Source organism: Natronorubrum tibetense GA33 (genome assembly GCF_000383975.1).
Lineage (GTDB): Archaea > Halobacteriota > Halobacteria > Halobacteriales > Natrialbaceae > Natronorubrum > Natronorubrum tibetense.
Genome location: NZ_KB913017.1, coordinates 2,281,963 through 2,308,774, shown reverse-complemented (window position 1 = coordinate 2,308,774; position 26,812 = coordinate 2,281,963). Strand labels below are relative to the sequence as shown.

Annotated in this window: 21 protein-coding genes and 2 pseudogenes; 11 read left to right on the top strand and 12 right to left on the bottom strand. The window is 65.4% G+C overall.

The features are described from left to right. Positions 1-42: 42 nt before the first annotated feature. A complete protein-coding gene (pepF, locus tag NATTI_RS0112085) occupies positions 43-1,863 on the bottom strand; it encodes an oligoendopeptidase F (RefSeq protein ID WP_006089723.1) in 1,821 nt (606 codons plus the stop codon). Between the two features lie 106 nt (positions 1,864-1,969). On the opposite strand from pepF, the gene NATTI_RS0112080 reads away from it, so the two are divergent. Further along, positions 1,970-3,427: a M28 family peptidase gene (locus tag NATTI_RS0112080; protein WP_006089722.1), complete on the top strand. Its 1,458-nt coding sequence runs from the start codon at positions 1,970-1,972 to the stop codon at positions 3,425-3,427. 18 nt (positions 3,428-3,445) lie between these two features. Here the strand turns inward: NATTI_RS0112080 and NATTI_RS0112075 are convergent, their stop codons facing one another. From NATTI_RS0112075 to truA, 3 genes are all read right to left on the bottom strand, one after another. Then, positions 3,446-3,760 carry a NifU family protein gene (locus tag NATTI_RS0112075; protein ID WP_006089720.1) on the bottom strand — a complete coding sequence of 105 codons (315 nt, stop codon included), beginning with the start codon at positions 3,758-3,760 and terminating at the stop codon, positions 3,446-3,448. A gap of 62 nt (positions 3,761-3,822) precedes the next feature. Further along, a complete protein-coding gene (locus NATTI_RS0112070; RefSeq protein ID WP_006089719.1) occupies positions 3,823-4,065 on the bottom strand; it encodes a hypothetical protein in 243 nt (80 codons plus the stop codon). 65 nt (positions 4,066-4,130) lie between these two features. Then, positions 4,131-4,994 (bottom strand): tRNA pseudouridine(38-40) synthase TruA, encoded by an 864-nt coding sequence (gene truA / locus NATTI_RS0112065; RefSeq protein ID WP_006089717.1) that lies wholly within the window; start codon positions 4,992-4,994, stop codon positions 4,131-4,133. Between the two features lie 117 nt (positions 4,995-5,111). Here truA and NATTI_RS0112060 point away from each other — a divergent pair, with 117 nt between their 5' ends. Together NATTI_RS0112060 and NATTI_RS0112055 are read left to right on the top strand one after the other, a co-directional pair. Next, entirely contained in the window at positions 5,112-6,425 is a 1,314-nt protein-coding gene (locus NATTI_RS0112060; protein ID WP_006089716.1) for a hypothetical protein, read from the top strand. 64 nt (positions 6,426-6,489) lie between these two features. Further along, positions 6,490-7,461 carry a nucleoside hydrolase gene (locus NATTI_RS0112055; RefSeq protein ID WP_006089714.1) on the top strand — a complete coding sequence of 324 codons (972 nt, stop codon included), beginning with the start codon at positions 6,490-6,492 and terminating at the stop codon, positions 7,459-7,461. A 156-nt stretch (positions 7,462-7,617) separates the two neighbouring features. Here the strand turns inward: NATTI_RS0112055 and NATTI_RS0112050 are convergent, their stop codons facing one another. Together NATTI_RS0112050 and NATTI_RS0112045 are read right to left on the bottom strand one after the other, a co-directional pair. Next, positions 7,618-8,577 carry a PfkB family carbohydrate kinase gene (locus tag NATTI_RS0112050; RefSeq protein WP_006089711.1) on the bottom strand — a complete coding sequence of 320 codons (960 nt, stop codon included), beginning with the start codon at positions 8,575-8,577 and terminating at the stop codon, positions 7,618-7,620. Between the two features lie 66 nt (positions 8,578-8,643). Further along, complete coding sequence (locus NATTI_RS0112045) at positions 8,644-10,026, bottom strand: sulfatase family protein (protein ID WP_006089710.1); 1,383 nt, start codon at positions 10,024-10,026, stop codon at positions 8,644-8,646. A 165-nt stretch (positions 10,027-10,191) separates the two neighbouring features. Between NATTI_RS0112045 and NATTI_RS0112040 the strand changes: the two genes are divergently transcribed. The 4 genes from NATTI_RS0112040 to NATTI_RS0112025 all read left to right on the top strand — a co-directional run bounded on the left by NATTI_RS0112040 (position 10,192) and on the right by NATTI_RS0112025 (position 16,539). Then, positions 10,192-11,703, top strand: a complete 1,512-nt coding sequence (locus NATTI_RS0112040; protein WP_019991841.1) for a sulfatase family protein — start codon at positions 10,192-10,194, stop codon at positions 11,701-11,703. Positions 11,704-11,783: 80 nt separating this feature from the next. Continuing rightward, positions 11,784-12,077, top strand: coding sequence for an Hsp20/alpha crystallin family protein (locus tag NATTI_RS0112035; protein WP_019991840.1), 294 nt, complete (start codon positions 11,784-11,786; stop codon positions 12,075-12,077). A 127-nt stretch (positions 12,078-12,204) separates the two neighbouring features. Continuing rightward, the gene (locus NATTI_RS0112030) at positions 12,205-13,728 is read left to right on the top strand and encodes an ICP22 family protein (protein WP_006089697.1); all 1,524 of its coding nucleotides are present in this window, start codon (positions 12,205-12,207) and stop codon (positions 13,726-13,728) included. A gap of 96 nt (positions 13,729-13,824) precedes the next feature. Continuing rightward, entirely contained in the window at positions 13,825-16,539 is a 2,715-nt protein-coding gene (locus tag NATTI_RS0112025) for a heavy metal translocating P-type ATPase (protein ID WP_006089696.1), read from the top strand. A 374-nt stretch (positions 16,540-16,913) separates the two neighbouring features. Here the strand turns inward: NATTI_RS0112025 and NATTI_RS0112020 are convergent, their stop codons facing one another. Together NATTI_RS0112020 and NATTI_RS25365 are read right to left on the bottom strand one after the other, a co-directional pair. After that, positions 16,914-17,891, bottom strand: a complete 978-nt coding sequence (locus tag NATTI_RS0112020) for a hypothetical protein (protein ID WP_241434309.1) — start codon at positions 17,889-17,891, stop codon at positions 16,914-16,916. Positions 17,892-17,998: 107 nt separating this feature from the next. Continuing rightward, positions 17,999-18,247: pseudogene (locus tag NATTI_RS25365) on the bottom strand (IS4 family transposase); the annotation flags it as partial. Between NATTI_RS25365 and NATTI_RS27495 the strand changes: the two are divergent. Further along, positions 18,236-18,436 (top strand): annotated as a pseudogene (locus tag NATTI_RS27495) (ferritin-like domain-containing protein); the annotation flags it as partial. The pseudogenes NATTI_RS25365 and NATTI_RS27495 sit on opposite strands and share 12 nt — an antisense overlap. 172 nt (positions 18,437-18,608) lie before the next feature. After that, complete coding sequence (locus tag NATTI_RS0112010) at positions 18,609-19,148, top strand: flavodoxin domain-containing protein (protein WP_006089691.1); 540 nt, start codon at positions 18,609-18,611, stop codon at positions 19,146-19,148. A 252-nt stretch (positions 19,149-19,400) separates the two neighbouring features. Here NATTI_RS0112010 and NATTI_RS0112005 read toward each other — a convergent pair whose 3' ends face one another. Then, complete coding sequence (locus NATTI_RS0112005) at positions 19,401-20,762, bottom strand: restriction endonuclease (protein WP_006089689.1); 1,362 nt, start codon at positions 20,760-20,762, stop codon at positions 19,401-19,403. 134 nt (positions 20,763-20,896) lie between these two features. Between NATTI_RS0112005 and NATTI_RS0112000 the strand changes: the two genes are divergently transcribed. Together NATTI_RS0112000 and NATTI_RS0111995 are read left to right on the top strand one after the other, a co-directional pair. Continuing rightward, a complete protein-coding gene (locus tag NATTI_RS0112000; protein ID WP_006089687.1) occupies positions 20,897-21,298 on the top strand; it encodes a hypothetical protein in 402 nt (133 codons plus the stop codon). A 203-nt stretch (positions 21,299-21,501) separates the two neighbouring features. Beyond that, positions 21,502-22,446: a hypothetical protein gene (locus tag NATTI_RS0111995; protein ID WP_019991839.1), complete on the top strand. Its 945-nt coding sequence runs from the start codon at positions 21,502-21,504 to the stop codon at positions 22,444-22,446. Positions 22,447-22,468: 22 nt separating this feature from the next. On the opposite strand, the gene NATTI_RS0111990 is transcribed toward NATTI_RS0111995, so the two are convergent. From NATTI_RS0111990 to NATTI_RS0111980, 3 genes are all read right to left on the bottom strand, one after another. Beyond that, entirely contained in the window at positions 22,469-23,392 is a 924-nt protein-coding gene (locus NATTI_RS0111990; RefSeq protein WP_006089684.1) for an LLM class oxidoreductase, read from the bottom strand. A 129-nt stretch (positions 23,393-23,521) separates the two neighbouring features. Next, positions 23,522-24,583, bottom strand: coding sequence for a zinc-binding metallopeptidase family protein (locus NATTI_RS0111985; protein WP_006089683.1), 1,062 nt, complete (start codon positions 24,581-24,583; stop codon positions 23,522-23,524). 169 nt (positions 24,584-24,752) lie between these two features. Then, complete coding sequence (locus tag NATTI_RS0111980; protein ID WP_006089682.1) at positions 24,753-26,723, bottom strand: aconitate hydratase; 1,971 nt, start codon at positions 26,721-26,723, stop codon at positions 24,753-24,755. Positions 26,724-26,812: the final 89 nt, after the last annotated feature.

The window sequence follows — 26,812 nt, the reverse complement described above, 5'->3', positions numbered from 1 at the left end:
AGCTGTAGTCCACAAAATGACTAAAACATAACTATTACGTCGTCAGTTCGCCTCGTCGAGCAGCGCGTCCATCTCCTCGAGTCGCTGGCCGTAGCTCTCGAGCGCGCGATCGATCGGCTCGGACGTGCTCATGTCGACGCCGGCGATCCGGAGGAGTTCGAGCGGGTACTCCCGGGAGCCCCGTCGGAGGAACTCGAGGTAGTCCTCGGCCGCGTCGCGGTTCGGGTCGCCGCCCGCACCGTTCGGGAGGACGTCGTCGACGATGGCCAGCGCGGCCGAAATCCCGGTCGCGTACTGGTAGACATAAAAGGCGCGGTAGAAGTGCGGGATACGCATCCACTCGCGGGCGATGCGGTCGTCGACGACCGCCGGCTCGTAGTACTCTTCTTTGAGTCCGCGGTAGAGCTCGTCCAGTCGGTCCGCCGTCAACGGTTCGCTCTCCTCCTCGAGTCGGTGAGCCTCGTGTTCGAACTCCGCAAAGAGCGTCTGTCGGTAGAGCGTCGAGCGCACGCGTTCCAGGAATTCGTTCAAGACGTGCTTGCGGAACTCGGGGTCGTCGACGGTCTCGAGCAAGTGGTTCGTCAGCAGGGCCTCGTTGACCGTACTCGCGACCTCGGCCACGAAAATTTCGTAGTTCGAGTAGACGAAGGGCTGTTCGTCTTTCGTCAGTTCGGAGTGCATCGAGTGGCCGAGTTCGTGGGCCAGCGTGTACATCGAGGAGATGTCGTCCTGGTAGTTCATCAGGATGAACGGCTGGGTGTCGTACGTGCCGCCCGAGTAGGCACCGGACTGCTTGCCCTCGTTCTCGTAGACGTCGACCCAGCGCGAGTCGAGACCTTCCGCGACGCGGGACTGGTAGTCCTCACCCAGCGGCGCGAGGGATTCGACGACCCATTCGGCGGCTTGATCGTACTCGACGTCGGGCCCCTCGTCGCCGGTCAGAGGCATGTAAACGTCCCACATCTGGAGGTCGTCGACCTCGAGGGCCTGTCGCTTGAGTTCGGCGTGGTGGTGGAGCTTGTCGATGTTCTCGTGGACGCTGTCGACGAGCGTGTCGTAGACATCGACGGGAACGTTGGGACCGTCGAGGGCAGCCTCGCGAGCCGTGTCGTAGTTGCGCGCCTGGGCCGTCTTGACGTCGGCCTTGACGCTGTTCTTGTAGGCCGAAGCGACCGTGTTTCGGAGCGTTTCCCACTCGTCGTAGTACTCCTCGTGGACCGTCCGGCGGAACTCCCGATCCGGGCGTTTGAGCAGGTTGACGAAGTTGCTCTGGGTGACCTCGACGGCTTCTCCGTCAGCGTCCTCCACGGTGGGAAACGACATGTCCGCGTTCGCGAGCATGTTGTACACCTCGCCCGTCGCACCCGTGACCTCGCCCAGTTCGGCGAGCAACTCCTCGACTTCGGCCGAACGCGTGTGCGGTTTCATCCGCAGCACGTCGTCGACGTAGTGATCGTACGTCTCGAGATCCGACTCCGCGTCGACCATCGCGTCGAACTCCTCGCGGGTCAGCTCCTGCAGTTCGGGATCGATGAACGAGGCCGCAGAGTGGGCGTCGGAGGCAAGCGACTGTGCCCGCGCCGTCAGCGCCTGATACTCCTGGTTCGTCGTATCCTCGTCGCGGCGCATTCGGGCATAGGAGGCGACCATCGACACCTCGCGCATGACCTCGTCGCGTAACTCGAGCGTCTCGAGGAGCGTGTCGGCGTCGTCGGTAACCTGTCCCTCGTAGGCGGCGAGTTCGTCGACGCGCTCGGCGACCGCCTCGTAGGCGCTCTCCCAGTCGTCGTCGGACGCGTAGATGCTCTCGAGGTTCCAGGTATAGTCCTCGTCGACCTCGGAGCGTTCGGGAACGGAACTCATAGCACGCGTTTCGGAACGTAGGTGGTAAAGGGTATCGAAGGGCGAACAACACCCCCACACTCCGAACCGTCGGGCACCCACCCCGGCCGAATCCGACCGGCAAAATATGCCACTCGAGCGCGAACAACGGGGTATGGACGACGAGGTCATCGACGACGAGCGACTCGAGACTGCGCTCGGTCGCGCCTGGAGCGACGACCGGGGCTGGGAACTGCTGACGCGACTGACCGAGCTCCCCCACCGGATGGGCGGCTCGCCGGGCGAACGCCGCGCCGCCGAAATCGTGCGCGAGGAGCTGACCGACGCCGGCCTCGAGGATGTCGAGTTCCAGGAATTTTCGATGCAGTACTGGGAGCGAGGCTCCACCGAGTTCGCCGTGCTGGGAAGCGAGACGACGACTCGCGGGAGCGGGAGCGAAGAGCGCGAGGCGGAAAGAGAACGGGGCGACCCCGAATCGGGCTCGACGGGCGTCGACCGTATGTTCGAGGCGATCGCGCTGCCGTACGCGCCGGCGGGCGACGTCGAGGGACCGCTGGTCGACGTCGGCTACGGGACGCCGACGGAACTCGAGGAGGTCGACCTCAAGGGAGCGATCGCCGTCGCGAGTACGACGACGCCGTCGGGCCAGCGGTTCGTCCACCGGATGGAGAAGTTCGGCCACGCGGTCGCCGCGGGTGCGAAGGCGTTCGTCTTCGCCAACCACGTTCCCGGCCAACTGCCGCCGACGGGGGCACTGAAGTTCGACGCCGAGGCCGCCGTGCCGGGTGTCGGCGTCAGCGCCGAGACCCACGACTGGCTCACGGAGTACGCCAAGCGCGGGGCTCGAGGGCGGCTTCGCGTCGATGCCTCGACGCAGGACGGCTCGAGTCAGAACGTACACGGGACGCTTGGCCCCGACACGGACGAGGAAGTGCTCGTCGTCGCCCACTACGACGCCCACGACATCACCGAGGGCGCGCTGGACAACGGCTGCGGTATCTCGACCGTCGCCGCCGCGACGTCGACCCTGTCGGCGACCGAGGATGACCTCGAGTGCCGGGTGCGAGTGGCCGGCGTCGGCTGCGAGGAGATCGGACTGCTGGGTGCCGAAGCGATGGCCGACGCGGTCGATCTCGAGTCGATCCGCGCGGTGGTCAACGTCGACGGCGCGGGCCGATTTCGGAATCTCAAAGCGCTCTCGCACGGCTCCGAGTCGCTCGCGGAACTGGCCGACGAGGTGACGAGCGCGGCGGGACAGCCAGTTGTTCACGAGACCGATCCGCATCCCTTTAGCGATCACTGGCCGTTCCTTCGGGCCGGAGTGCCGACGCTCCAACTTCACAGCGAGCCGCCGGAGGGCTCCGAACGAGGCCGCGGCTGGGGGCACACGACTGCCGACACGCGGGACAAGGTCGATCCGCGGAACCTCCGCGAACACGCCATGCTGACGGCGCTGTTGGTTCGCGAGCTGACGCGGACGGACGTGCCGCGGATCGAGTCCGACGAGTTACGCGAACAGCTTCGAGAACAGGAGTACGAGCCGGGAATGCGGGCCGCGGAGGTCTGGCCGGACGGCTGGGATTGACCGGACTGGCCGTGTAATTCAGAACGGCACGTCGTCCGAAATGTCCCGAGACGTTCCCTCACTCAGCCCGTCGAAGCCGGTAGTCACCGAGACGTAGTCGATCGTATCGATCTCGCTCGGGAGCCGTCGCTGGATCGCCTGCGTCGTCATCGGGCTGACGCCGCAGCCGCTGCAGGCCCCGCTTAGGTTGATCTCCACGTGGCCCTCCTCGAGATTGACCTCGGTGATCGAGGAGTCGCCGCCGTGGGCCTGAATCTGGGGAAAGTTTCGCTGGAGGAACAGCGACACCGCTTCTCGAACCTCGTCTTCGGGGGACTGGGCGGACTCACTCATGTCTGAGACGAGGGCCCGGACGGATAAATCTCTGTTCACCGGCTCGAGTCGATCGTCCCGTGTTACCCCCGCATCTCGGCGTCGACGGCGGTCCGAACGGTCCGAGCGACGCCGAGCATCGCGATGAAGCAGCCGGCGACGACGAGCGCGACGAACAGAAAGATCCCGATACCGACCGCGCCGACGTTGGAGTAGGCGAACAGCGGCGAGGCGACCTGATAGCCCAGATAGACGATGATGATGCCCGCGGAAACGTGCAGCGACGCCCGCCAGTACGCGCCGTACTCCTCCGGTGAGAGTTCCATGCTCCGAGGTGTCTGTCCCAGCACAAAAAGGCTCGTCAACGGACTGGATGCCGTCGGTCGCCGGCTCACCGGACGCCGTCGGCGATCTGACCCGCCACGCGCGCACCCGTCCGGCGGTCGATCCGCCGCCGCTCGAAGATCGCTCGAGCGCTCGCGGCCGCGTCCTCGTCTACCGCGAACTCGAGGTCAGGGTAGTCGACCGCGGCCAACACGAGCGGTTCGGGGGGCGCGGGTGCGATGCCCTCGTGACCCGGCAGCGGGTCGGGATCGAGGGTCCGATCGATCTTCGCCAGTGGTTCCGCCCCGGTACCGACGTCTCGAGCCAGCGAGACGAGTCGTCGGACGAGTTCGCGGGCGAAGCCGCTCGCGGCGACCGTCACGACGAGATAGTCGCCGTCGCGGGTCGCCTCGAGCATCGGCGCGCGCTCGGTGTTGTGGTCGTCCGGCGTAAGGTTGTGGTAATCGTGACTGCCCGAAAGTGCCTCGCAGGCGGCTCGGAACCGGCCGTCGTCGACGGCGCGTTCGGTCGCGTTCGAGGTGTCGATCGAACCGACAGGAGCAGCCGGCTCCGGCGGCGCGTACAGATGATACGTGTACGTCCGACCGGCCGCATGATGGGTTGCGTGGAAATCGTCGGCCGCGTCGGCGGCCGCCCACGCCCGAATATCGGCGGGGAGTTCGGCGTTGAACGCCCGCGGCGTGAGCCACTCCGGGACCTCGAGGGCCACCGTCTGGGCGAGCGCAGAGACGCCGGCATCGGTCCGACCTGCCGCGGCGTAGCCGTCGGGTTTGTCGGCGTCGGGGGCGAGGACCTCGAGGCCGCGCAGGGCATCGAATATCGCGTCCTCTACGGTGAGAACGTCGGGCTGGCGCTGAAAGCCGTAGTAGCCGGTGCCGTCGTAGGCGACCCGGAAGGCGCGCGTCGGCATCGGTTCGATCGAACCGCGCCAGCGTGTTATACTGATCGCTCGAGTGATCGCGGGATTGTCTCTGTCAGAAATAGTTCGAACCGAAATGTTTTCACCTATTTGTTATCTATGACCCATATGAAACACCGCCCGGGTGCCTCCAGACGGCAGTTCTTGGCCGGCACGACCGGCATCGGCGTCTCTCTTCTCGCCGGGTGCTCGAGCGTCATCGGCGTGCTTCCCGACCGCGTCGTCTACGCGCGAACGCGGCGACGATCGATTCCCGAGGTCGAGACCGCGGTCGAGACGACCGACGCGCACCTTCGAACGACCGCGGAGGAGATTATCAGTTACGCGACTGACGGTCTCGAGGCGTGGAATCGACTGGACGAACCGAGCGATCGACAGTCTGAGTCTCGGCACCGAACATACCGCACCGACCTCGAGCGAGCGGCCGAGTTTGCCGACGATCTCCCGACGGAACCGCCGGTCGTCGACACCGTCGAGGCCGCGGGGTACCACCTCTCGAAGGCCGCCGCCGGGTTCGCGTACGCGCGGGCCACGAACGCCGACTTCGATCGAGATCCGAGCGAAAAGGCGACCGTGTTACTCGACGAGGTGGACGCAGCGATCGATCGATTTTCCTACGAGACCGGCGATCCGGAGACGTTCCTCGCGTATGGACACCGGATCGAGTACTGTCTCAATCAGGCGGGTCAGGGGCTGCGGTGGCGTGCGGACGACGACGACGTCGAACGCTGGAGGCAACCGGACGACGCCGAAGAGATCGCCGACAACTACGCCAGCGTTCGGCGAAGCGAACTTCGACTCGCCGAGGCGGCGGCGTACCGCGAGGCGCTTCGCGAGCGCGACGGCGGCGACTCGGTTCACGAGACGATCTCCGAGAGTCGGCAGGTCCTCGGCGAGCGCGTCGACGACCTGCGCGACGATCGAGCGCGATGGTTCGACCGGATCGACGAGTTCGACGGGGAACGCCGCTCCGTTCACAGCGCGCTCTACTCGCGATCAGACCGCAGCGGTACCGGCGTCCGGTACGCCGACCGCGGCTTCGAGGTGTACGGCGCCGTCGAACTCGCGAAGACGTGGCTCCTGTTCGAGACGGCGCGCGTGGAACGCGACCGCCTCGAGGACGGCGAGGCGGCCGAACTCGACGCGGAGTCGATCGACGCCGCGAAGCGAGACGCCGTCGATCTGCTTGAGGACGCGCTCGCGTCGTCCCCAGGTCCGTCGACCGAATACTTCCTCGCGGAGGCTCAAGGGTGGGTCTCGGCTGGCGACTCGGGGATAGAACGGCGCAGTCGCGATGACGACGAGGACCGGGAATGGGGCCGAGCCAACGGCTACGCTCGCTACCTGCTCGGGAAGGGGATGGTCGAACGGACGCCGAACGCGGTTGCCCTGCTCACGGGTGCCGAAGACGCGCTCGAGTGACCGACGGGACCGGCCGCCGCGAACGCCCGGCGATTTATCACGGATGGGGCCCGACGGTTCGCGTATGAGTCGCCCCGTGCTGATCGATACGGATCCCGGCTGCGACGACGCCGTGGCCATTCTGACCGCCCTCGAGCGGTCCGACCTCGAGGTCGTCGGGCTGACCACCGTCCACGGCAACGCGCCGGTTTCGGAGACGACCGAGAACGCTCGTTCGATCCTCGAACTCGTCGAGCGGACGGACGTGCCCATCGCGAGAGGAGCGGATCGGCCGCTGGCCGTCCCGCTCCGGACGTCCGAGCACATCCACGGCGAGGGCGGTATCCGTGGCGACGTGCCGACGCCGACGGCTGCAAGCCGGCCCGTCGACGAACACGCCGCGAAGTTCATCGTCGAGCAGGCTCGAGCCCACGAGGGCGAATTAACGCTCGCGGCGATCGGACCGCTGACGAACGTTGCGCTCGCACACGCGATGGAACCCGACCTGCCCGACCTGCTCGACGAACTCGTCGTTATGGGCGGGGCCGCATTCAGTTCGGGCAACGTGACGCCGCTGGCCGAGGCCAACTTCCACACCGATCCCCACGCGGCCCACCGGGTCGTACGGGATTGCTCGCCCACGCTCGTTGGCCTCGACGTCACGGCGAAGGCCGCGGTTCCGCCCGCGGCGGTCGAATCGCTCCCGCGAGACGATCTGCTGGGACGGGCCGTCAGCGAGTGGCTCACCTACTACGGCGACGAGCAACTCGAGCAGTACGGGATCGAATCGGCCGCGATTCACGACGCGCTCGTGATCGCGGGCCTCGTCGACGACGGCGTACTGGAGACCGAGCGATATCCGATGGAGGTCGGAATCGATTCCGACATCGCCCGCGGAGCGCTGGTCTGCGATAGGAACGGTGTGAGGGGTGAGCAGCCGAACGGTTCAGTCGCCCTCGAGGCCGACTACGAGCGGTTTCGGGAAATCGTGAGTGCGTCGCTCGAACGACATCTCGAGCGCGCCGGAGCGGACGCGGACGAAGACTCCGTCGCGTAAGAAGCCGGGACGCTATCGAAGCCGTTTCCCTGTGGACAGCCGTTCACTGCGGCTTCGAAGATCCGTCGTCTCGTTCGACGACCCGTTCGGAGTTGGATCCGGTAGGTTGTCGGCGCTCGTACGAATCGATGCTGTCGATCGTCCCCGGTTTCGAGATCAGTCGTGCCCGATCTCGCTTTCGAACAGCCGCTCGACCGCCTCGAGGTCGGGAATCCCGTTCTGGACGCCTTCGGTCTCCGTCGCCAGCGAGCCGGCCACGGTCGCAGTCTCGAGCGCTCGCTCGAGTCCCACACCCTCGCCCGACAGCGCAGCGAGGTACCCGCAGAAGGCGTCGCCCGCACCGGTCGTATCGACCGACTCGACGGACGGCGGCGTGACGCGGTGGTCGACGCCACCGGTCGCGACGACGTCGTCAGCTCCCTGCGTTCGGACGACTGTCCCGTCGAAACTCGCGAGGTGAGCCTCGAGCGCCGCGTGTTCAGTTTCGTTGACAACGACGATATCGACCGTCGAACGGGAGCAGAGCGGGCCGGCCCCGTCGGACGGAGCCGGGTTGAAGATCACCGCCGGACGGGCAGTTTCGTTTTCCAGACGCTCGAGCAGCCGCTCCATCGTGGCGACGGGAATCTCGTTCTGCAGGAGGAGCGCGTCCGCCGTCCGGATCCGGTCGTAGTGGCGGTCGACGTATGCCCCGTCTACCGCGTCGTTCGCCCCGCCGACGATCGCGATCCACGACTCACCGGCGTCGTCGACGAACACGTACGCTTTCCCGGTTTCGAGATCGGCGGCGACTCGCACGTGATCGACATCGACGCCGCGGTCGGCGAGCGTCTCGAGTACGCCGAATTCGGCCTCGTCGGATCCGACGCAGCCGAGGAACGCGGTCTCTGCCCCGGCGCGAGCCGCCGCGACCGCCTGGTTCGCGCCCTTGCCGCCGACGACGTTCTCGTAGCGTTCGGCCTCGAGGGACAGCAACGACGGACTCTCGTCGATCCGAACGGTCTCTCCAGCCGCCGGAAACCAGTCGTATCGGCTCTCGAGGTCGCGGATTCGGTCGGTCGGCAGATACCGGATCCGATCGACGTTGGCGCTGCCCAGGCTCACGACGTCGGTCATTCGTGTCGTGGCTTCGTTCGCGGGTGTCTTAATCCGGTCGGCGGCACAGTGTCGGGCCGTCGACGATCAGTTCCACGTATCCTCACGGTGGTCGTCCAGCCGCGGGTGAACCGTCTCCCAGTCGTTGGGGAGGACCGGTCCCTCGAGCAGTGGATCGACCGTCGCGTCCATCCAGTCGAGCAACTCGCCGCGAAGCCGGTCGCGAACGGCCTCGACAGCCGGGTCGTCGGGTTCGTCGTCCGCGAGGTTCTCCTGCTCGAGCGGGTCGGCCTCTAAATCGTACAGTTCCTCGTAGGCTCGCTGTTCGCCGTAGTACGCCTCCTGGACTTCGCGTCCGGCCTCGCTGGCGTAGATATCCGTCGTCATGTAGATCGCGGGCAGGTGCCAGAAGTTCCGAATGTACTTCCAGCGCTCCGTGCGGATCGCCCGAATCGGGTTGTAGCGGTCGTGCCAGGTCATGCCGGCGAAGACCCGATCGCGCGGCTCGTAGCCGTTTTCGCCGTCGCGCAGTAGCGGCACGAAGCTCCGGCCGGCGAGTCGGTCCGCGTCGACACCGCCGTCGGCGTCGGCGAGTTCGAGCAGCGTCGCGAAGACGTCGACGTTGCTCACGAGGTCGTCGACGACCCGTCCCGACTCGAGGACGTCGGGCTGGCGCATCAAGAGGACGCCCTCGATGCCGGCGTCGAAACAGGTCCCCTTCGCGCGCGGCATCGCCAGTCCGTGTTCGGTCGTAAAGACGACGAGGGTGTCCTCCGCGAGGCCCGCCTCGTCGATGCTCTCGAGGATCGTCCCCACGCCGTCGTCGATCGCGCCGAGCATTCCCTGCATCTCGGCGATATCCAACCGGATTCCGGGTCGGTCGGGGAGGAACGCGAGCGGCTCGACCGCATCGGGATCGGGCGTCTCGTAGCGGTCGCCCTCGAAGCCGAAGCCGCCGTTCTCCTCGACGCGGTGGAGTTCGAAGAAGCCGACGGAGGCGAAGAAGGGGTCGTCGTGGTCGCCCGACTCGAGCAGCCCGGCTACGTCATCGGCGACGTCTCGAGCGCGGGCCGTCTCGTGGACCGAGGGCGGGGCGTCCGTCGTCAACGGCTCGTCGCTGTGGATTCGATCGTAGCCGAGTCGATCGGGATACTCGGTGACGTGTTGGAGGCCGAAGAGATGGGTTTCGTACCCAGCCTCAGCGAGGAGGTCGGGGAGGAGCCGTTCGTCGGGACCGAGCTCCCAGTTTCCGTGCGCCAGCCCGAGCATCCCGTTCTGGTGGGGGTGACGACCGGTCATGAGACTCGAACGACTGGGCGAACACTGTGGAGCCGTCACGAAGTGTCGATCGAACCGGACGCCGTCGTCGGCGAGCGCGTCGATATTCGGCGTGTCGACGGCTGCGCCGTAACAGCCCACGTACTTCCCCAGATCGTGGCAGTGGACCAGTACGATGTTGGGCGACGTCATGATCGTGGGGTACGGGAAGAACGGGAGTAAGCGTTCGGACTGCTATGCCCACGAAATTGCTTCCCGACGGCGAGTATCGGTGTTTCGAACACATTCCAATACGGTGAACCACCTGCATACTCCGGGGCGGTGGCCTTCCCTGCGAGGGGCGCAAGTGTACCAACCATGGCGGACGCCACCGAATCCGACGCAGCCTCGAGTAACGAGCGTGACTCGGAGTCACATTCCACCGTGCGGAACGTCGTTCTCGTCGTTCTCGACACCGCTCGAGCGAAGAGCAGCGGGCCGAAGACGAGCCCGACGTTGAACCGACTCGCGAACGAGGGAACCTCGTTCACCAACGCCTTCGCGACGGCGCCGTGGACGCTCCCCTCCCACGCGTCGATGTTTACCGGTACCTACTCCTCCGAACACGGGACCCACGGCGATCACACCTACCTCGACGAGGAATTGCGCACCCTCGCCGAGTCCTTCGCCGATTCAGGGTACGAGACGATCGGCGTTTCGAACAACACCTGGATCACCGAGGAGTTCGGCTTCGACCGCGGCTTCGACGAACTCCGAAAGGGTTGGCAGTACATCCAGTCCGACGCGGACATGGGGGCCGTCGTCCGCGGCGAGGACCTCCGCGAAAAACTCGACGCGACCCGAAATCGGCTCTTCGACGGCAACCCGGTGGTCAACGCCGCGAACATCCTCTACAGCGAACTGCTCCAGCCGGCCGGCGACGACGGCTCCGACCGATCGACGACCTGGGTCGCGAACTGGCTCGCCGAGCGCGACGCCGACGATCCGTTCTTCCTGTTCTGTAACTTCATCGAACCCCACGTCGAGTACGACCCGCCGCAGGAGTACGCCGAGCGGTTCCTGCCCGAGGGCGCGAGCTACGAGGAGGCGGCCGCGATCCGACAGGACCCCCGCGCGTTCGACTGTGAGGACTACGAGCTCACCGACCGCGACTTCGCCCTCCTTCGCGGGCTCTACCGGGCCGAACTCGCCTACGTCGACGACCAACTCGGCGAACTGCGGACCGCGCTCGAGGAGAGCGGCGAGTGGGAGGACACCCTCTTCGTCGTCTGTGGCGACCACGGCGAGCACATCGGCGAGCACGGCTTCTTCGGCCACCAGTACAACCTCTACGACACCCTGATCAACGTCCCCCTCGTCTGCCACGGCGGCCCGTTCACCGACGGCGGCGAGCGCGACGACCTCGTCCAGTTGCTCGACCTCCCCGCCACGCTGCTCGAGACCGTCGGCATCGACGATCCCGAACTGCTCGAGCAGGGCTCGAGTCGCTCGCTCCACCCCGATTCGACAGCGCCGCCGCGGGACGCCGTCTTCGCCGAGTACGTCGCCCCGCAGCCCTCGATCGAACGGCTCGAGGCCCGCTTCGGCGACATTCCGGATCGCGTCCGCGAGTACGACCGTCGGCTTCGCGCGGTTCGGACGCGGGAGTACAAGTACGTTCGCGGCGACGACGGCTTCGAGCGCCTGCACGACGTCACGGTCGATCCGAACGAGCGCGACGATATCGCAGCCGAGGAGCCCGAGCAGGTCCGGACGCTCCAGCGACGGCTCGAAGAGCAGTTCGAGCCGCTCGAGGACGCCGACGCGACGGGAGCGGTCGAGATGCGCGAGGGGACCAAAGAGCGACTGGCGGATCTAGGGTATCTCTGAGCGGCGGTGGAAACGGCCACCTATCAAACCGACAGCTGTGCACGCGGATCGACTTCTGTCTGCCTTCGGTACGTGGCTCCGTGTCCCCCTCCACGCACACCACGACCCAGTCGTTTCCGACGCGAGCGGTCCACGACCGATCGGCCGGTCGGCTGACCGTCGTCGTCGACGCGCTCCCCGCCGCCATCGACGATATCACGGTCACCGCCAGCTCGAGACGAATCTGCCTCCGAATCGAACACGAAGACACCACCTTCGATCGGGCCGTCTCACCGCCGGATCGACTGGACGCGTTCACCGACGAGCGCGAGGCCGTCTACAACAACGGCGTGCTCACCGTCTCCGTCGGCACGGCGCGGCGACCCCAGCGCTAACGCGGCCCGTTCGGCGGAGTGGGTCTGCCTGCAGTGCGTTTTTGCCCGGCGATCCGATACACTCGAGCCACGAGTTTCGGCTCCTGTCTCGGAGTCGGTTCGCTCGAGGGACCCGCCACGCTACTCGATGACCACACACGACGCATCCGCCGACGCGAACGGCTTCGTCCGATTCTTTCGCAACTACACGAAGACGTGGATCCACGCCGTCGCGACGGCCGGGTTGACCGCGTTCGGGACGCTAACTATCGTCCACAACTGGTTCGCCGCGCTCGCGATCGCATCGTATCTCGTCCCGCCGGTCGTGTTGTACCTTTGGCACGGACGGGCGCGCCCGCGGGAGGATTCGGCGACGGTCGCGGACTCGAGCGACGGGAGCAGTTCCTCGAGCGTCGACGAGCGTGGGAACGGGACGCCCGTCGAGAGCGAACAGCCGGGCAAATCGGAGCGCGCTGGCGCTCGAGCGCCCGCACGAGAAACTTCGACGACGGACGCATCCGCCGCGAACGCGCAGGACGCCGCTGGGGACGCCTCCGGGAGCGAGACAGCCGAAACGGAATCGAACGCAGCAACCGAGCGGCGTTCCACGGCAGGGATGGACGATGAGAGGGGCGGTGGAACGACCCTCGAGCACGCCGAAACCGCGGACGGTGACGCCCCCGAACCGGTGCAAAGCGAAGCCGACGAAGCGACGAGGAGTGATGATCGCAATAGCGACGGAGCCGACGTGTCGACGGAGACACAGTCCGGGTGGCACGCCGTCGACGCACCCGCGGAGACGACGCTACGCGACGCGAGCGTCTCGACCAGCGGCGGCTACGCGGTCGGTGACGGCGGAATCGTCCTCGCCAGCGGTGAGGGAAACGGCGAGGAACGCGCCGAAGAGGGCGACGAGAACGGATGGCGTGTTCTCCTCGAGGACGGCCCCGCCGCCGGCGGCAACGACCTCCGCGGCGTCGACGCAACGAGCGACGGCGGCGCGGTCTGGGTCGCGGGCGACAGCGGCTCACTCGGCCGAATCGACGCCGAGACCGGCCGGCACGTGGATTACACGGCACCCGAGGACATCACCGACAACTGGCTGGGCGTCGCCGTCGCCGGCGGAGCGGGTTCGGAGACGGTCCTCCTGATCAACGGCTCCGGGGCCGTCCTCCGGGGCGCGTATCGCGGCGACACCCTCGAGTGGACCGGCCCCGAGAAACCCGGCAGCGGCTCGAGTCTGAGCGGCGTCGCCCTGCTCGCAGACGGCGTCGGCTACTGCTGTGACACCAATGACGGCGTCTTCGAGACGACCGACGGCGGCGAGTCGTTCGAGCGGGTAGGACTCGAGGGAGCCGACGGAACGCTCACTGACATCGCAACGACGGGAAAAGGCGAGTGTCTGGTAGCCGCGGACGACGGCGTCGTCCACCGCTACGACGGCCCGACGTGGACGCCCGAGCGCGTCGCCGACCGGGCAGCGACGGGAATCGCTGGCCACGATGAACGCGTCGCGGTCTGCACCGACGATGCGGTGTCCGAACGCGACGGAGCAACCGCCGAGTGGGAACGGTTCGACGTCGACGCATCCGGGCCGCTGCTGGGCGTCTCGATCGACGGCACCAGAGGGATCGCGGTCGGCGAGAGCGGGGCGCTGCTCGAGCGAGAGTGACGAGCGCCGTGGCCATCGTTGTGGGACGCCTCGAGACTTCGTCACCGTCCACCCCGAGACCACCGTTATGGTACTCGGCGGTGGAGCATTCGTGTGATGAGTGATCGGGGATCGACGCGCGATCGCTGTCGCCTCTGTGACACGGTGTGTTCCGAATCCGTGGGCGAATCGGCGTCGGAAGCGGCTGTCGGTGCGGATTTGGAGTCGGCGTCGGAGGCGGCTGTCGGTCCGGAGTCGGAGCCCGAGAGGTCGTTCTGCTCGAGCGGCTGCCGCGAGGTCGCCGCGGAACTTGGCTGCCCCGACGGCGACGATCGCATCGCCGAGGGAGAGTCAGCCGAGGGCGAGAGTGACACCGCGGAGGCGGCGTCCACGGAGGCGACTCCCGCCGAGCACGCGCGTACGTTTTTCCGGGTCGACGGCATGCACTCGACGCTCTGTGAGTCCTACCTCGAGTCGATCGCCGAAGGGTACGGGGGCGTCTCGGACGCGGCGGCGAGTTACGTCACGGAGACGGTGCAGGTCGATCACGATCCCGAACGGGTGTCGGCGGCGGAACTCGAGGACGCGCTGAGCAGAACGGGCTACACCGCGTATCGCCGCGAGGAGGCCACTGGTGAGGACGGCGGCGATTCCGTGTCTTCCGGGCGACGGGAGGACGTCGCGAGCACCACCCGCCGATCGCGCGAGATGCGGGGGATGCGCAAGCGACGTTCGGAGGACGTCCTCGAGATCCGCTACATCGTCGGGATCGTCTTCGGCTCGTTCCTGCTGGTGCCGTACGTGACGGTGTTCTACCCCGTCTATCTCTCCCGGTACACGGAGTACTGGCTGTTCGCACAGTACGGCGAGACGTTCGCGAGTTTCGACGGAATGCTGTTCCTGCCCCTCTTCTTCGTGCTGACTGCCGCCGTCCTCTACCTGACCGGAATGCCGTTGCTTCGCGGGGCGTACGTGAGCCTGAAACTCCGGCGGCCGAGTACGCAGCTGCTCGCAGCGCTGACGATCGTGTCGGCCTTCTGCTACGGCACGCTGTCCTTTCTCGTCGGGCGACCCGAGGTCTACTACGACCTGACGATTCTCGTCGCTGCGACGGTGATGGCCGCCGTCTTCTACGAGGAAACCGTCAAGCGCGCGGCGCTGAACCGGCTCACCGACCTCACGGTCTCGCAGGTCGACACGGGTCGCGTCCTCGAGTCCGACGGAACGACGCGAGAGATTCCGGTGGCGGACATCGCGGCCGACGACCGCCTGCTCGTCCGGGCTGGCGAGCGGATCCCGGTCGACGGCCGCGTCGCGGAGGGCGAGTGCACCGTCGACGAAGCCGTCGTCACCGGTGAGTCTCTCCCGGTTTCGAAAACCGCGGGCGACGCGGTGATCGGCGGCTCGGTCGTGACGGGCGACGCCGCAATCGTCGACGTCGGCGACCGGACCGCGAGCAGCATCGAGCGGCTGACTCGGACCGTCTGGAATCTTCAAAGCGCAGATCACGGCGTCCAGCGCCGGGCCGACGGGCTCGCCGGGCTCGCTCTCCCGCTCGTCGTCGTCGCTGCGGTCGTCGCGGGCCTCGCGGCCGTCCTGCTGGGCTCGAGTGCGCCCACCGTCGCGTCGGCCGTCCTCGTCACTATCGTCGTCGCGAGTCCGTGGGCGCTCGCGCTCGCGACGCCGTGTTCGATCGCCTCGAGCATCCGCGACGCCCTCGAGGCCGGCATCGTCGTCTTCGACGAGAGCGTCTTCGAACGGCTGCGCGAGGTCGACTGTGTCGTCTTCGACAAGACCGGAACGCTCACGACCGGCGAGATGACCGTGCTCGAGGCCGAGGGGCCGGACGAACTGTTTCGGGCTGCTGGGACGCTCGAGCGACGCGCGGCACATCCGGCTGCGGCAGCCATCGCGGACGCCTTCAGCGACGGGGTCGACGAGGGCGGGGGCGAGTGGGTACGAACGGATGGTGGGAACGAGCGAGCGCGATCTGACGGCGGAATCGCCGACGAAGAAGCGAGTGAGACGGGTGACGGCCCGGAAGAGAAATCTGTCCAGGAGTTCCAACGCCACGCGACCGGCGTCGAGGGAGTCGTCGACGGCCAGCAGCTGGTCGTCGGTCACCCCGACTTCGTTCGGGGTGCGGGCTTCGAGTTCGAGGACCGCCTCGAGAGCCGAATCGACGACGTGCGAGCGGACGGCCACCTCCCTGTAATCGTCGGCCGGGACGGACGCGCGGAAGGACTCGTCGTCGTGGGTGACGAGCCGCGAGCGGGGTGGACGGACGTCGTGACCGCGCTCGCCGACCGCGGCGTCGACGTCGTGGTGCTTACGGGCGACGACGAATCGGCGACGGGTCGCTTTCGAGCGCATCCCGGGGTGAGTCGCGTCTTCTCGAGCGTCCCGCCCGCAGGAAAGACGGCCGCCGTCCGGCGACTGTGCGAGGACGGCTGCGTCGCGATGGTCGGCGACGGGACGAACGACGCGCCCGCACTCGCCGCGGCGGATCTGGGGCTCTCGCTCGGCGGCGGGACGGCGCTGGCCGCCGACGCGGCCGACCTCGCGATCGTCGAGGACGACCTCGCCGCGGTCGAACGAGCCTTCGCGCTGGCCCGCGGCGCTCGCAGGCGCGTGGTGCAGAATCTCGGGCTGGCGCTCGCCTACAACGCGATCGTGATCCCCGTCGCGCTGGCGGGGCTGTTGAGCCCGGTGGTGACGACCCTCGCGTTGGCTCTCAGTGCAGCGTTGATCGTCGGGAACTCCTCGCGAGGACTGCTCGAGGAGCAGTCTACGGCGGGTTCGACGAAAACGGCGAGTGGCACAGCGAAGTGATTGGGGATAACCAATCCACCGACCGATGAGACGGTCCATTGAGCGACGAGTCGAATACAGCTTCGACGAGGTCGCTGTACTCACACTTTTTTCAACCCGTCTTTGAACACGGCTGTCCCGCCATCACAACGGTACCGCTCCGTGTCAAGTCAGAGCGAATACTCCGATAGTACCCGCACCAAAGGCGACCAGCCAGACCAGGGCAGCAGTGATCAGTGGCGAAGCCTGTTCGGGTACTGCCACGAATCCGGTGACAGCGAGGACGGTTGCCATTACGGCTAATCCACCAATCTGTTCCGAGGTGAGCATTTAGCCACCCCGGATAACACGTGTTTCTTTCATTGAGTTATCTGGCTGTTTGTTCGTGACCATCACTAATTAACTTGGTTGACACAGGTCTGATAACAGGTACCTCCGACAGCAGCAGCGCAGACCGAAGCGCATGCTGGTGCGATTGGAATGCCAGCGATTGTTGCAGAGCATTTTGTCAAGCAAGCAGCACCTGAGAGACCACCGACGGCGGCACAGAGGATTTTACAGTAGTCTGTACAGATGTTTCCTGTTGGATCACAGACCACGTGGCCATCGCCCAACGTCGTCACACCATTACTGGCGACATCCGCGGTGAGGTCCCACGTATTAGTGGATCCTTGTACGACGATCCGATCTGTGATCTCATCAGATTCACCGACCGGAGCGAGAAGTGCAAACTCGTCAGTTTTCAGTGAGCGAGCGAATATCATCTCGTCTTCGAACACGGATCCGTTAGCAGCGCTCGTCGCGTCAGTATATTCCGCTGTCGATTCAATTTGAGTGAACGCCTCTGAAACGTCGTGTGTTCCAATATCGTAGCGGATCGCTTCATCGCCATCGACGATTCTGAGGCCGTCGTCCTCAATCTGTGATCCCCCAAACGCTGTTTTCCCCTTCTCGTCATCATCGTAGAAGAACAGGACCGGTGCGTCATTCGACTCGCTGCCGAGAACCAGACCTCTCCCTTCCGTTCCATTTTGTTCATATTGGAACGCTCGGTCAATGCTGTCAACGTCTAGTTCCTGATAGGCAACACGAAAACCATCGTACTGCCGCGCTTCGCCGAACAATGCTCGCGCTTCGGATTTAGGGAGGTCAACTGTGTCAATCTCGCTTTTTTCAGCCGACACGGATGATGTGAACCCTGCCGTTGAACCGAGTGAAAGGGCACCAACCGTGATTCCGAAACGCTGCATAAACGACCGACGCCCTGATTCGTCTGATGATCGCTTCTCAGAGAGCGCTTCCCACGTCTCAACGCAGCCACTGCCGTCTTCTACGATGGAATCAACGTCGTCCTTCCATTCTGTATCTGACATGCATTTGTATATTGTTGTGTTCTATAATAAATTTAACGGGTGCAAGTATTGCGCACGTTTGTATTTATGAATAGGATGCTTTATTCTGTAGAATTGCTTGCCTTTAACTAGGCCTCGACAGCCGGTTGGGAGGTGGCAGCGCGTGTTGCTTGGAGGATCGGTCGTTGCTTGTGGATCTTCTGAGCGTCTTCGATTAGTCGCTGTAGCAGTGGCGGTAGCGAGTAGGCGAGATATCTCCTCAGTTCACGGAGGATGAGCTGGGCGTGCAGCCGGAAGGTTGCCGCCCAGCGCTCCGGTGGGAACACGACCCCATCATCAGCATGCTCTCTGATCAGACCGAGCAAATCACGACTCACGCCGGTGCTGCTCCCTTCATCGAGAACGCTGATCTCGTTCCGCCAGCGCTTAGCATTCACAACGTCGAAGCGCGGCATGCCTCGTTCCTCCGTGAACTCAACGGTGAGGTCGGATTCCCAATGGCGTTCGATCAGCCGCGGTCTCGCTCGGAGGTTCTGGAATTGGCGAGCGGATTCATCGTCGAATAGGCAGCTACATTCGCTACATATCCATTTTCTAAGACCACGTTCCGTTCGCACGCGAAGTGAGCAACTCGAGCGGAGCAAGTTCAGGTACAACGCTCAATACCCCCATCGTCGTACGAGCACCCGAGATGTTCCCCTTAGACGCCGACTCCACGGCCGCTCGAGGCGACCCCCCATGACCCGCGTCCTCGTCGCCTTCGGCTCGAGCGAGGGCCAGACGGCGACGATCGCCGAACGAGTGGGTGACATCCTCGAGTCCGAGGGCCACGAGCCAGTGCTGGTCCACCTGAAACATCCCCCCGAGGGGCTCGACGTGGCTGCATACGACGGCGTGATCGTCGGCGCGTCGATCCACGCGGGGTCTCATCAGGGGTACGTCACCGAGTTCGTCCGCGAGAATCTCGAGGGCCTGAATCGACAGCCGTCGGCCTTTTTCTCGGTGAGTCTAACGGCGGCGCACGCGGATCCGGCCGAGCGCGAGCCTGCGCGGGAGTTGCTCGAGGGGTTTCTCGAGGAAACGGGCTGGGAGCCGGACGCGACGCTCACCGTAGCGGGGGCGATCAAGTACAGCGAGTACGGCCTGGTGAAACGGTTCGTGATGCGCCGGATTGCACGGAAGGCGAGCGGCGATACCGACACGTCGCGGGACTACGAGTACACGGACTGGGACGAAGTTGAAGCGTTCGCACTCGAGTTCTCATCTCAGCTCCGCTGACTACTGTACTGGCCTCTCTTCCCGACAAGTCTGACGAGTCGAGCGTTCTGCTGCCGCTGGCTGCGATGAGTGCCACGCCCTCCCCAACCGATTCACTCGTTCACTTCGTTCACTCGCTCATCCCTCGCACGGTTCTGTGCCGTGGTTCGCCCTCGGCTCACCACGGCCCAGCGTGCGCCACCGCACGTGGTACGGTCGGTTCACAGTGAAGAGGTACCTATCCGAGGAGACGGTTCGACCAGCCCGAAGACGCTACACGAGACCGAGCGACAGCACGACCAGGAACGCCGCGAACAGCAGACAGAGTACGGTGCCCGCAGCCAGTCTCACGTTCTCCTTGGCCTTCTCGTGGATGGGCATCTCGGCGTACTCCTCGCGGAAGGCCTCGAGGTTCTCCCGATCGTAGAAGTACTTGGTGTCGAACGCGAACTGCTCGGTCACGGCGCAGCCGGTACAGACCGGCTCGCCCACGAGTCGCTCCGTCTCGAGGTGGTCGTCGCAGTTGATGCTCCCGCAGTTGGAACAGTAGGTGTAGGTCTCGTTCGCGCCGTCGGCACCGCAGTGGACACACTGTCGAAACTCGTTCGTCGTGGTCGCCCTCGAGGGCCCCGCGGCGTAGTAGGCGTACCCGTACTCGTACTCGCCCAGCGAGACGCACGAGCGAACGTGGGGAACGTAGACCGGATCGATCGACCAGATCGAGATATCGGACGGTCGCGGCGTACAGGTCTTCTCGTAGTCGACGTTGTTGCCGCCGGTGTACTGCACCGTCGTGGTGTGGACCTGCTGGAGCCGATCGATCGCCCACTGCTTGTAGGTGGTCTCGGTCCGACCGAATCGCCGCCGTTCGACGGCGTCGAAGGTGGCCTCGAGATTTCGATCCTCGAGGTCGATACGAGGGGCCGACGGGTTCGCGACCAGCTCCTTGACGTCGCCGGTCTCGATCCGGGGGGTGTCGCCCTCGGCGCGGATCACGAGGTCGTTCGATTCCTCGACCTGGTGGATGACGCCGACGGACGTCTCGAACGTCGCGTTCGTTCTCGTGTGGATGGTCACCATCGGCTCGAGCGAGACGGTCGTCTCGGGGGTCGGGATCGTCGCGGGCTCGAGGTTCTCGATCTCGCGGGCGGCTTCGAAGACCGGTGCGTCCCGCCCACAGGTCGGGTTGGTCGGCCGGAGCACCTCCTCGCAGAGGATCTCGATCCGGCCGTTATAGAGGTCCATGCCGATCTCCTCGCCGATCTCCCGGAGGTCCGCGCCGTCGAGGAGTTCCACGCCGCCGTCCCGTCTGGCGCCGAGGTCCCGGGCGTACTCTCGAGCGGGGTCGGTGAAGCGACCGCTCGTCACCACCATCCCCCGGACGGGTCCGTCGTAGTCGTAGGTCGCGACCGCCGAGTGGAGCTTCTGGATGACTGGACGGCTGACGGTTTCCGTGTGTTTGCATTCGACGACGACCGCGCGCCGACTCCCGTCGACGACCTCTTCCATCAGAATGTCCCGTCCCTCGTCGGCCGTCCGCCTCGATTGGCGGACGTTTTCGTAGCCTAAGTGGCGGAACACGTCCTCCATCAGGTCCTCGAACTCGTAGCCCGAGAGGTCGTCGAGTATCGCCATCGCGTTCACGGAACCTAGACAGTCAGGGAACCATAGCGTTTCGGGTCGACTATCGAACCCGACAAACTGGGCCGAGAGTCGGCAGCCGTTGCCGACCCTGAAACGTCTTTGATGCCGTCCGTGGTCCCACGCCTATGACGACCGATCCCGACGACCTCGAGTTGACCGACGCCGAGGAACAGGCCCTCCACGAACTGCAACTGGGAATCGAGCATATCCACCGGGCGTACGGCACCCTCCTCGAGTTCCACCACAACCTCGGCCACGCGATGGATCGGATGAGCGACGCCGAAGACGCCCTCCGCGAGGCCGGCCACAAGGAGTGGGCGGACGACCTTCGCGACAACCACCTCCCCGCGGGCGCGATCAGCGACCAGTGGACGTTCGAACTCGTCGAGGAGTTCTCGACCGAGTTCCTCGAGGAGGTCGACGACTTCGAGAGCGAGGTCAGGGACGAACTGGCCGACGGACTCGACCACGTGACCGAACGCCGCCAGAAGCGACAGCTTCGAGACCGGGCGGAGGACGAGAACTGACGACTGACGCTACTGAAGCGAGAGCACCAGTATCTTCTGTCGAAAAGCGCAGCGTGAGAGGGAGTTCGGTACAATTATCTGAGATGAATAGCGATAGATGATCGAATGGGGGAATTGGAAGCAGCGACGACCGGGGGCGTCGTTCACCCGACAGCGAACCAGCGTGGCCCGTCAGCGACCGATACCGGCCCGTGGGAGTGACAATGAACCGAACACGGCGGACGATAGTGGCGACCATCGGCGGCTCCGCCGGCGTGCTCGCCGCGGGCACGCTCGCGGCCTCCTACTGGTCCAGCGACGGCTCCGACGAGTCCACCGTCGACGGCGAGAGCGCGGTCCTCGAACTGACCGACGACGGTCTCGAGGTCCACGGCGACCCCTTCGACGGCGACGCCCAGCGGCCGCCCGTCACGTTCGACATCGTCAACGGGCGTTCCGAACCCGTCTCCGTCACGCTCGCAGCCGACGCGTTTCGACTGACCGCGGCGGACGCCACCACGACCGACGACGGCCGACTCGTCGTCGGAGACGGCTCGAGCGACCGGCTCGAGTCCGGGGCCAGACTCGCGAACGTCGTCGTCGAACTGATGCCGGACGCCGCGAGACGGGCGACCGAGCGGACGATCACGGAACCGATCGCGGTCACCGTCGACGGCGACGAACTGAGCGAAACCGAGCCGGAACTCACCCTCGAGCGCCCCGGCTTCGTCGTCGAGGACGCCACGCTGGCACTGCGTCGAGTCGATGCCGACAGCGTCGAACACCGTTGGACTCTCTCGGGTCTCGACACCGGCGGCGTCGCCCTCGAGGCGCTTCGGTTCGACTACACCGACTTCGAGTCGGGGTCCGCGAGCCGGTTCGCCGACGCGAAGTCCCCGTCGTCGACGGTCGCGGTCGACGGAACCGAACGCGAGGCCGAGATTGAACGCCGAACGGCGGAGCGGATCGACGTCGCGCTCGCGAAGCCACTCGAGACCGACGACGCGTCGGTCGAGATCCGGTTTGGCCCGCCGGAATCGGAATCCGAATCGGAGACGTCGGCGAACCAACCGCCGGACGGGGAGCCAGGGACACGGAGCGGGGTGACACTCGAGCTGGTCGGTGGCGGGTACAGCGGCCGCGTCGAGGGCGTCTGGAACGGTTCCTGAAGTCGAGGCGTAAAAAAGTGCGCTACAGTTCGTCGATGATCTCGTCGGCGAACGTCGCCAGCGCCGCCTCCCGATCCTCGTTCTGGATCCCGATAATCGCGTGGTCGAGGCCGTAGTCCTCGAGCCGTCGGAAGTAGTCCCGAAACCACTCGATCCCTGCGTGAAAGCCCAGGTGTAACGGTTCGGGCTCGGCCGCCGGGTCGTCGGCCAGTTCGACCCGGACGGCGATCGAGAACGGTTTCTCGCCCGCCAACTCGCGCCAGTCCGCGAGATAGCTCTCGAGAGTGCGTTCTGGGAGATGATAGAACAGCCAGCCGTCGCCGTGCTCGGCGATCCACTCGTCAGACTGCCGGGAGTTGCCCGTCGGCAACAGCGGAATCGTCTCCGTCGTAGGCTTCGGGACAACATCGAGATCACCCTCAAGTCGCCCCCACTCGCCCTCGATAGTCGGGAACTCCTCGCGCCAGACGGTTCGGATCGCCTCGTACCGCTCGCGAAACGCCCGGCCGCGCTCCTCGCGGTCGACGTCGAAGGCGGAGTATTCGGGATCGCGGTCGCCGGAGGCGACGCCGAGGACGAGTCGGCCATCGGACAGTCGGTCGATAGTAGCCGCGGCTTTCGCCACGTGGATGGGGTGGCGAAGCGTGAGGACGACACTCGAGGTGCCGAGTGCGATATCATCGGTGTGTGCCGCGACGTGGGAAAGCCACGGCCAGGTGTCGAACGTCTGGCCCGCATCGCCGAACTTCGGCCAGTAGGTCGGGACATCCCGCGCCCAGAGGCCGTCGAAACCGACTGCCTCGGCGTGTTTCGCGAGCCGAATCTCCTCGGCGACGTTCGGCGTCGAGCGGTTCGCCCCCGTGAGCGGAAAGCCCGCGCCGAAGGTCAGGCCGTCGCGATCGAACAGTCGTCGGTAGCCCTCGTTTTCGTGTCCAGGGGTCGGCATTCGCTCGAGCTATCGGCTCCGATCGGATGTCGGTACCGGTTCGCCGACGAGGCCGGTTCGAGAGCGCCGATCTCGCAGCGCGCGTTCGCGACGCTCGCCATCTCCTATCGAGGGACGAACCGAAGCCGGTCAGATATCGACGGCGAACGGGGCGAACTCCTCGGCATCGCTCGCGAACGCGCCGAGCAATGTCGCGATCTCCTCGAGGTCGTCGGTATCGATCACCTCGACGGGGGTGTGCATGTACCGGTTGGGAACGCTGACGACTTGCGAGGGAATCCCGCCGGCCGCGGTAAAGAAGCCGTCGGCGTCGGTGCCCGTTCCGAGCCCGAGCGCTTCGACCTGCACGTCAATTTCGCGGTCTTCGGCGACCGACCGCAGCGCCTCGAAGAGCACTGGGTGGTTCGTACTCCCGCGGCCCAGCGCCGGCCCCGCGCCGAGTTCCATCTGACTCGTCTTCTCGCTCGGTGCCGAGGGGTAGTCGACCGCGTGACCGACGTCGACCACGACGACGGCGTCGGGCTCCAAGTCGAAGCCGACCATCTGTGCTCCCTTGACGCCGACTTCCTCCTGGACGGTCGAGACGGCGTAAACCGTCGCCTCGGTACCCGCTTCGACGGCCGTCCGAAATCCTTCGGCGGCCGCCCACGTCCCGACGCGGTTGTCGAGCCCGCGGGCGGCGAGGCGCGTCTCCGAGAGCCAGGAAACCGTCGACGAGAACGTGATCGGATCGCCGATCTCGAGGCGCTCGCTTGCCGCCTCCTCGTCTTCGGCCCCGATATCGATCCAGAGATCCGAGATCTCGGGCTCGTCGCCGTTCTCCTCCCGGAGGTGGATCGCATTCTGTCCGATCACGCCCTCGACGGGGCCGTCCGCGGCGTGGATCGTCACGTGCTGGCCCTGCGAGACCGACGGGTCGCTGCCGCCGATGCGGCCCGGTCTGACGAAGCCGTCGTCGTCGATCGCCTTGACGATAAATCCGATCTCGTCGGCGTGGCCGGTGAGGACTACCTCAGGAGCGTCGGGATCGCCCTTGTGGACGGCGATGGCGTTCCCGTAGGCATCCGTTCGTACGTCGTCAGCAAACTGTTCGACGTAGTCCAGCCAGATGCGCTGGCCGCGAGTTTCGTAGCCCGACGGCGAGGGCGTCTCGAGCAATTCGACGAGGAAGTCACGTGACGTATCTTCCATATCAGAACTGTAGGAATGCCATGGGTAATATACTCGTGTCACTTGCCGCAGGAAACCCGTACCCGAGAAACGCACGGACCGTGCAATTGCTCGTCTCGGATGCAGTTGCAACGACGGCTTCAACACGGCGAAAAAACGAAAACCGGCGTACCGAAGCGTCGGGTCTCGATCAGTCGTCAGCGGGTGCCGCGCCGCTGCCGCCTTCGGCCTGCTCTTTCGTCCAGGCGAGTTTGCCACCGGCAGCGAGGATTGCGCGCTCGCGTTCGGAGGCGTCGAGCGTTGCGGTGTACTCGTCGTCGCCGACGCGGACCGTGAACTCTTCTTGTCCACTGGTGACGGCCTCGTAGACATCGTCGACGATCTCGATTTCGTCGCCCTGATCGATGTTCTCGTAGGTGTCCTCGTCGATCGTCAGCGGGATGATCCCGAAGTTGAAGAGGTTCGCGCGGTGGATCCGGGCGAAGCTCTGTGCGAGGACGCCCTCGATACCCAGATACATCGGACAGAGGGCGGCGTGTTCTCGCGAGGAGCCCTGGCCGTAGTTCTCGCCGGCGACGAGGAAGCCGCCGTCGGCGTCCAGCGCGCGCTGTGCGAACGTATCGTCGACACGCGAGAGCGTAAACTCGCTCAGTTTGGGGACGTTCGACCGGTACATCAGGATGTCCTGCGTGGCGGGGATGATGTGGTCGGTCGTGATGTTGTCCGCCATCTTGAGCAGTGCTTCACCCTCGATTTCGGAGTCCAGCTGGTCTTTCAGTGGCACGTCGCCGATGTTCGGACCCTTGATGAGTTCGTCGTCGACGGCCTCGTCGGGGGCGATGAGGTCCGTCTTGGAGCCGTCGTACTCGTCGGGAAGCTCGACGCCGGGGGCCTCGAGGTCGCCGAGTTCGTCGGCGAGGTTCCGTGGGTCGATGATTTCGCCCTTGAGCGCGGCCGCGGCCGCGACCTCCGGCGAACAGAGGTAGACGTTGTCGTCTTCGATCCCGGAGCGACCCTCGAAGTTACGGTTGAAGGTTCGCAGCGAAACGGAGTCCGAGGCTGGAACGTGACCGATGCCGATACACGCTCCACAGGTGGCCTCGGAGAAGTTGACGCCGGCGGCCATCATCTCCGCGACCCAGCCCTCGCGGGCGAGCATCTCGGAGGCCTGCTTGGAGCCGGGCGCGACGATCGTCTCGGTCTCCATCGAGGTCTCACGACCCTCGTGCATCTTGGCGACGGGGAGGATGTCCTCGTAGCCGCCGTTCGTACAGGAGCCGACGATGACCTGCTCGACGGATTCGCCCTCGACTTCGCTGACGGGGACGACCTTGTCGGGCATCGAGGGCTGTGCGATCAGCGGCTCGAGGTCGGAAAGGTCGACGACGATCTCGTCGTCGTACTCGGCGTCGTCGTCGGGCTGGAGTTCGACGTACTCGTCGCCGCGGTTGACGCGCTCGAGGTAATCTTTCGTCTGCTCGTCGGTCGGGAAGATCGACGTCGTCGCGCCGAGTTCCGTTCCCATGTTGGTGATCGTCATCCGCTCGGGGGCGGTGAGCGACTCGACGCCGGGACCGGTGTACTCGAGGATCTTGCCGACGCCGCCCTTGACGCTCAGTCGGCGGAGCATCTCCAAGATGACGTCTTTCGCGGTGGCCCACTCGGGGAGTTCGCCCTCGAGACGGACGCTGACGATCTCGGGCATCTCGATGTAGTACGGTGCGCCGCCCATGGCGACGGTGACGTCGATGCCACCGGAGCCGATTGCGAGTTCGCCGATGCCGCCGGGGGTCGGCGTGTGGCTGTCGGAGCCGAGCAGCGTCTTGCCGGGGGCTGCGAAGTTCTCGCGGTGAACGTTGTGGCAGATACCGTTGCCGGGGCGAGAGAAATGAGCCCCGTATGTGCCGGCTGCAGAGCGGAGGAAACGGTGATCGTCGGTGTTCTTAAAGTCGAACTGGTAGGTCTGGTGGTCGCAGTACTGGGCTGCGATCTCGGTCTGTACCTCGTCCAGTCCCATCGCTTCGAACTGGAGCCAGACCATCGTTCCGGTCGTGTCTTGGGTGAGTACCTGGTCGATCTCGATCCCAATCTCCTCGCCGGTCTCGAGTTCGCCCTCGACGAGGTGGTCGTCGAGAATCTTCTCGGTGAGAGTTTGTCCCATAGCACCCAGAACTCGGCTTTCCGTCGTGATAAATCCAGCGTGTTTTGGCGAGGCGTCGTCCGTTTTCGGGCCAGGAAACAGCTACTCTT

Excerpts from the sequence above, each read along its gene's own strand:
- pepF (WP_006089723.1), bottom strand. The coding sequence starts at position 1,863 with ATGAGTTCCGTTCCCGAACGCTCCGAGGTCGACGAGGACTATACCTGG.
- NATTI_RS0112080 (WP_006089722.1), top strand. The coding sequence starts at position 1,970 with ATGCCACTCGAGCGCGAACAACGGGGTATGGACGACGAGGTCATCGAC.
- NATTI_RS0112075 (WP_006089720.1), bottom strand. The coding sequence starts at position 3,760 with ATGAGTGAGTCCGCCCAGTCCCCCGAAGACGAGGTTCGAGAAGCGGTG.
- NATTI_RS0112070 (WP_006089719.1), bottom strand. The coding sequence starts at position 4,065 with ATGGAACTCTCACCGGAGGAGTACGGCGCGTACTGGCGGGCGTCGCTG.
- truA (WP_006089717.1), bottom strand. The coding sequence starts at position 4,994 with ATGCCGACGCGCGCCTTCCGGGTCGCCTACGACGGCACCGGCTACTAC.
- NATTI_RS0112060 (WP_006089716.1), top strand. The coding sequence starts at position 5,112 with ATGAAACACCGCCCGGGTGCCTCCAGACGGCAGTTCTTGGCCGGCACG.
- NATTI_RS0112055 (WP_006089714.1), top strand. The coding sequence starts at position 6,490 with ATGAGTCGCCCCGTGCTGATCGATACGGATCCCGGCTGCGACGACGCC.
- NATTI_RS0112050 (WP_006089711.1), bottom strand. The coding sequence starts at position 8,577 with ATGACCGACGTCGTGAGCCTGGGCAGCGCCAACGTCGATCGGATCCGG.
- NATTI_RS0112045 (WP_006089710.1), bottom strand. The coding sequence starts at position 10,026 with ATGACGTCGCCCAACATCGTACTGGTCCACTGCCACGATCTGGGGAAG.
- NATTI_RS0112040 (WP_019991841.1), top strand. The coding sequence starts at position 10,192 with ATGGCGGACGCCACCGAATCCGACGCAGCCTCGAGTAACGAGCGTGAC.
- NATTI_RS0112030 (WP_006089697.1), top strand. The coding sequence starts at position 12,205 with ATGACCACACACGACGCATCCGCCGACGCGAACGGCTTCGTCCGATTC.
- NATTI_RS0112025 (WP_006089696.1), top strand. The coding sequence starts at position 13,825 with ATGAGTGATCGGGGATCGACGCGCGATCGCTGTCGCCTCTGTGACACG.
- NATTI_RS0112020 (WP_241434309.1), bottom strand. The coding sequence starts at position 17,891 with ATGTCAGATACAGAATGGAAGGACGACGTTGATTCCATCGTAGAAGAC.
- NATTI_RS0112010 (WP_006089691.1), top strand. The coding sequence starts at position 18,609 with ATGACCCGCGTCCTCGTCGCCTTCGGCTCGAGCGAGGGCCAGACGGCG.
- NATTI_RS0112005 (WP_006089689.1), bottom strand. The coding sequence starts at position 20,762 with ATGGCGATACTCGACGACCTCTCGGGCTACGAGTTCGAGGACCTGATG.
- NATTI_RS0112000 (WP_006089687.1), top strand. The coding sequence starts at position 20,897 with ATGACGACCGATCCCGACGACCTCGAGTTGACCGACGCCGAGGAACAG.
- NATTI_RS0111995 (WP_019991839.1), top strand. The coding sequence starts at position 21,502 with ATGAACCGAACACGGCGGACGATAGTGGCGACCATCGGCGGCTCCGCC.
- NATTI_RS0111990 (WP_006089684.1), bottom strand. The coding sequence starts at position 23,392 with ATGCCGACCCCTGGACACGAAAACGAGGGCTACCGACGACTGTTCGAT.
- NATTI_RS0111985 (WP_006089683.1), bottom strand. The coding sequence starts at position 24,583 with ATGGAAGATACGTCACGTGACTTCCTCGTCGAATTGCTCGAGACGCCC.
- NATTI_RS0111980 (WP_006089682.1), bottom strand. The coding sequence starts at position 26,723 with ATGGGACAAACTCTCACCGAGAAGATTCTCGACGACCACCTCGTCGAG.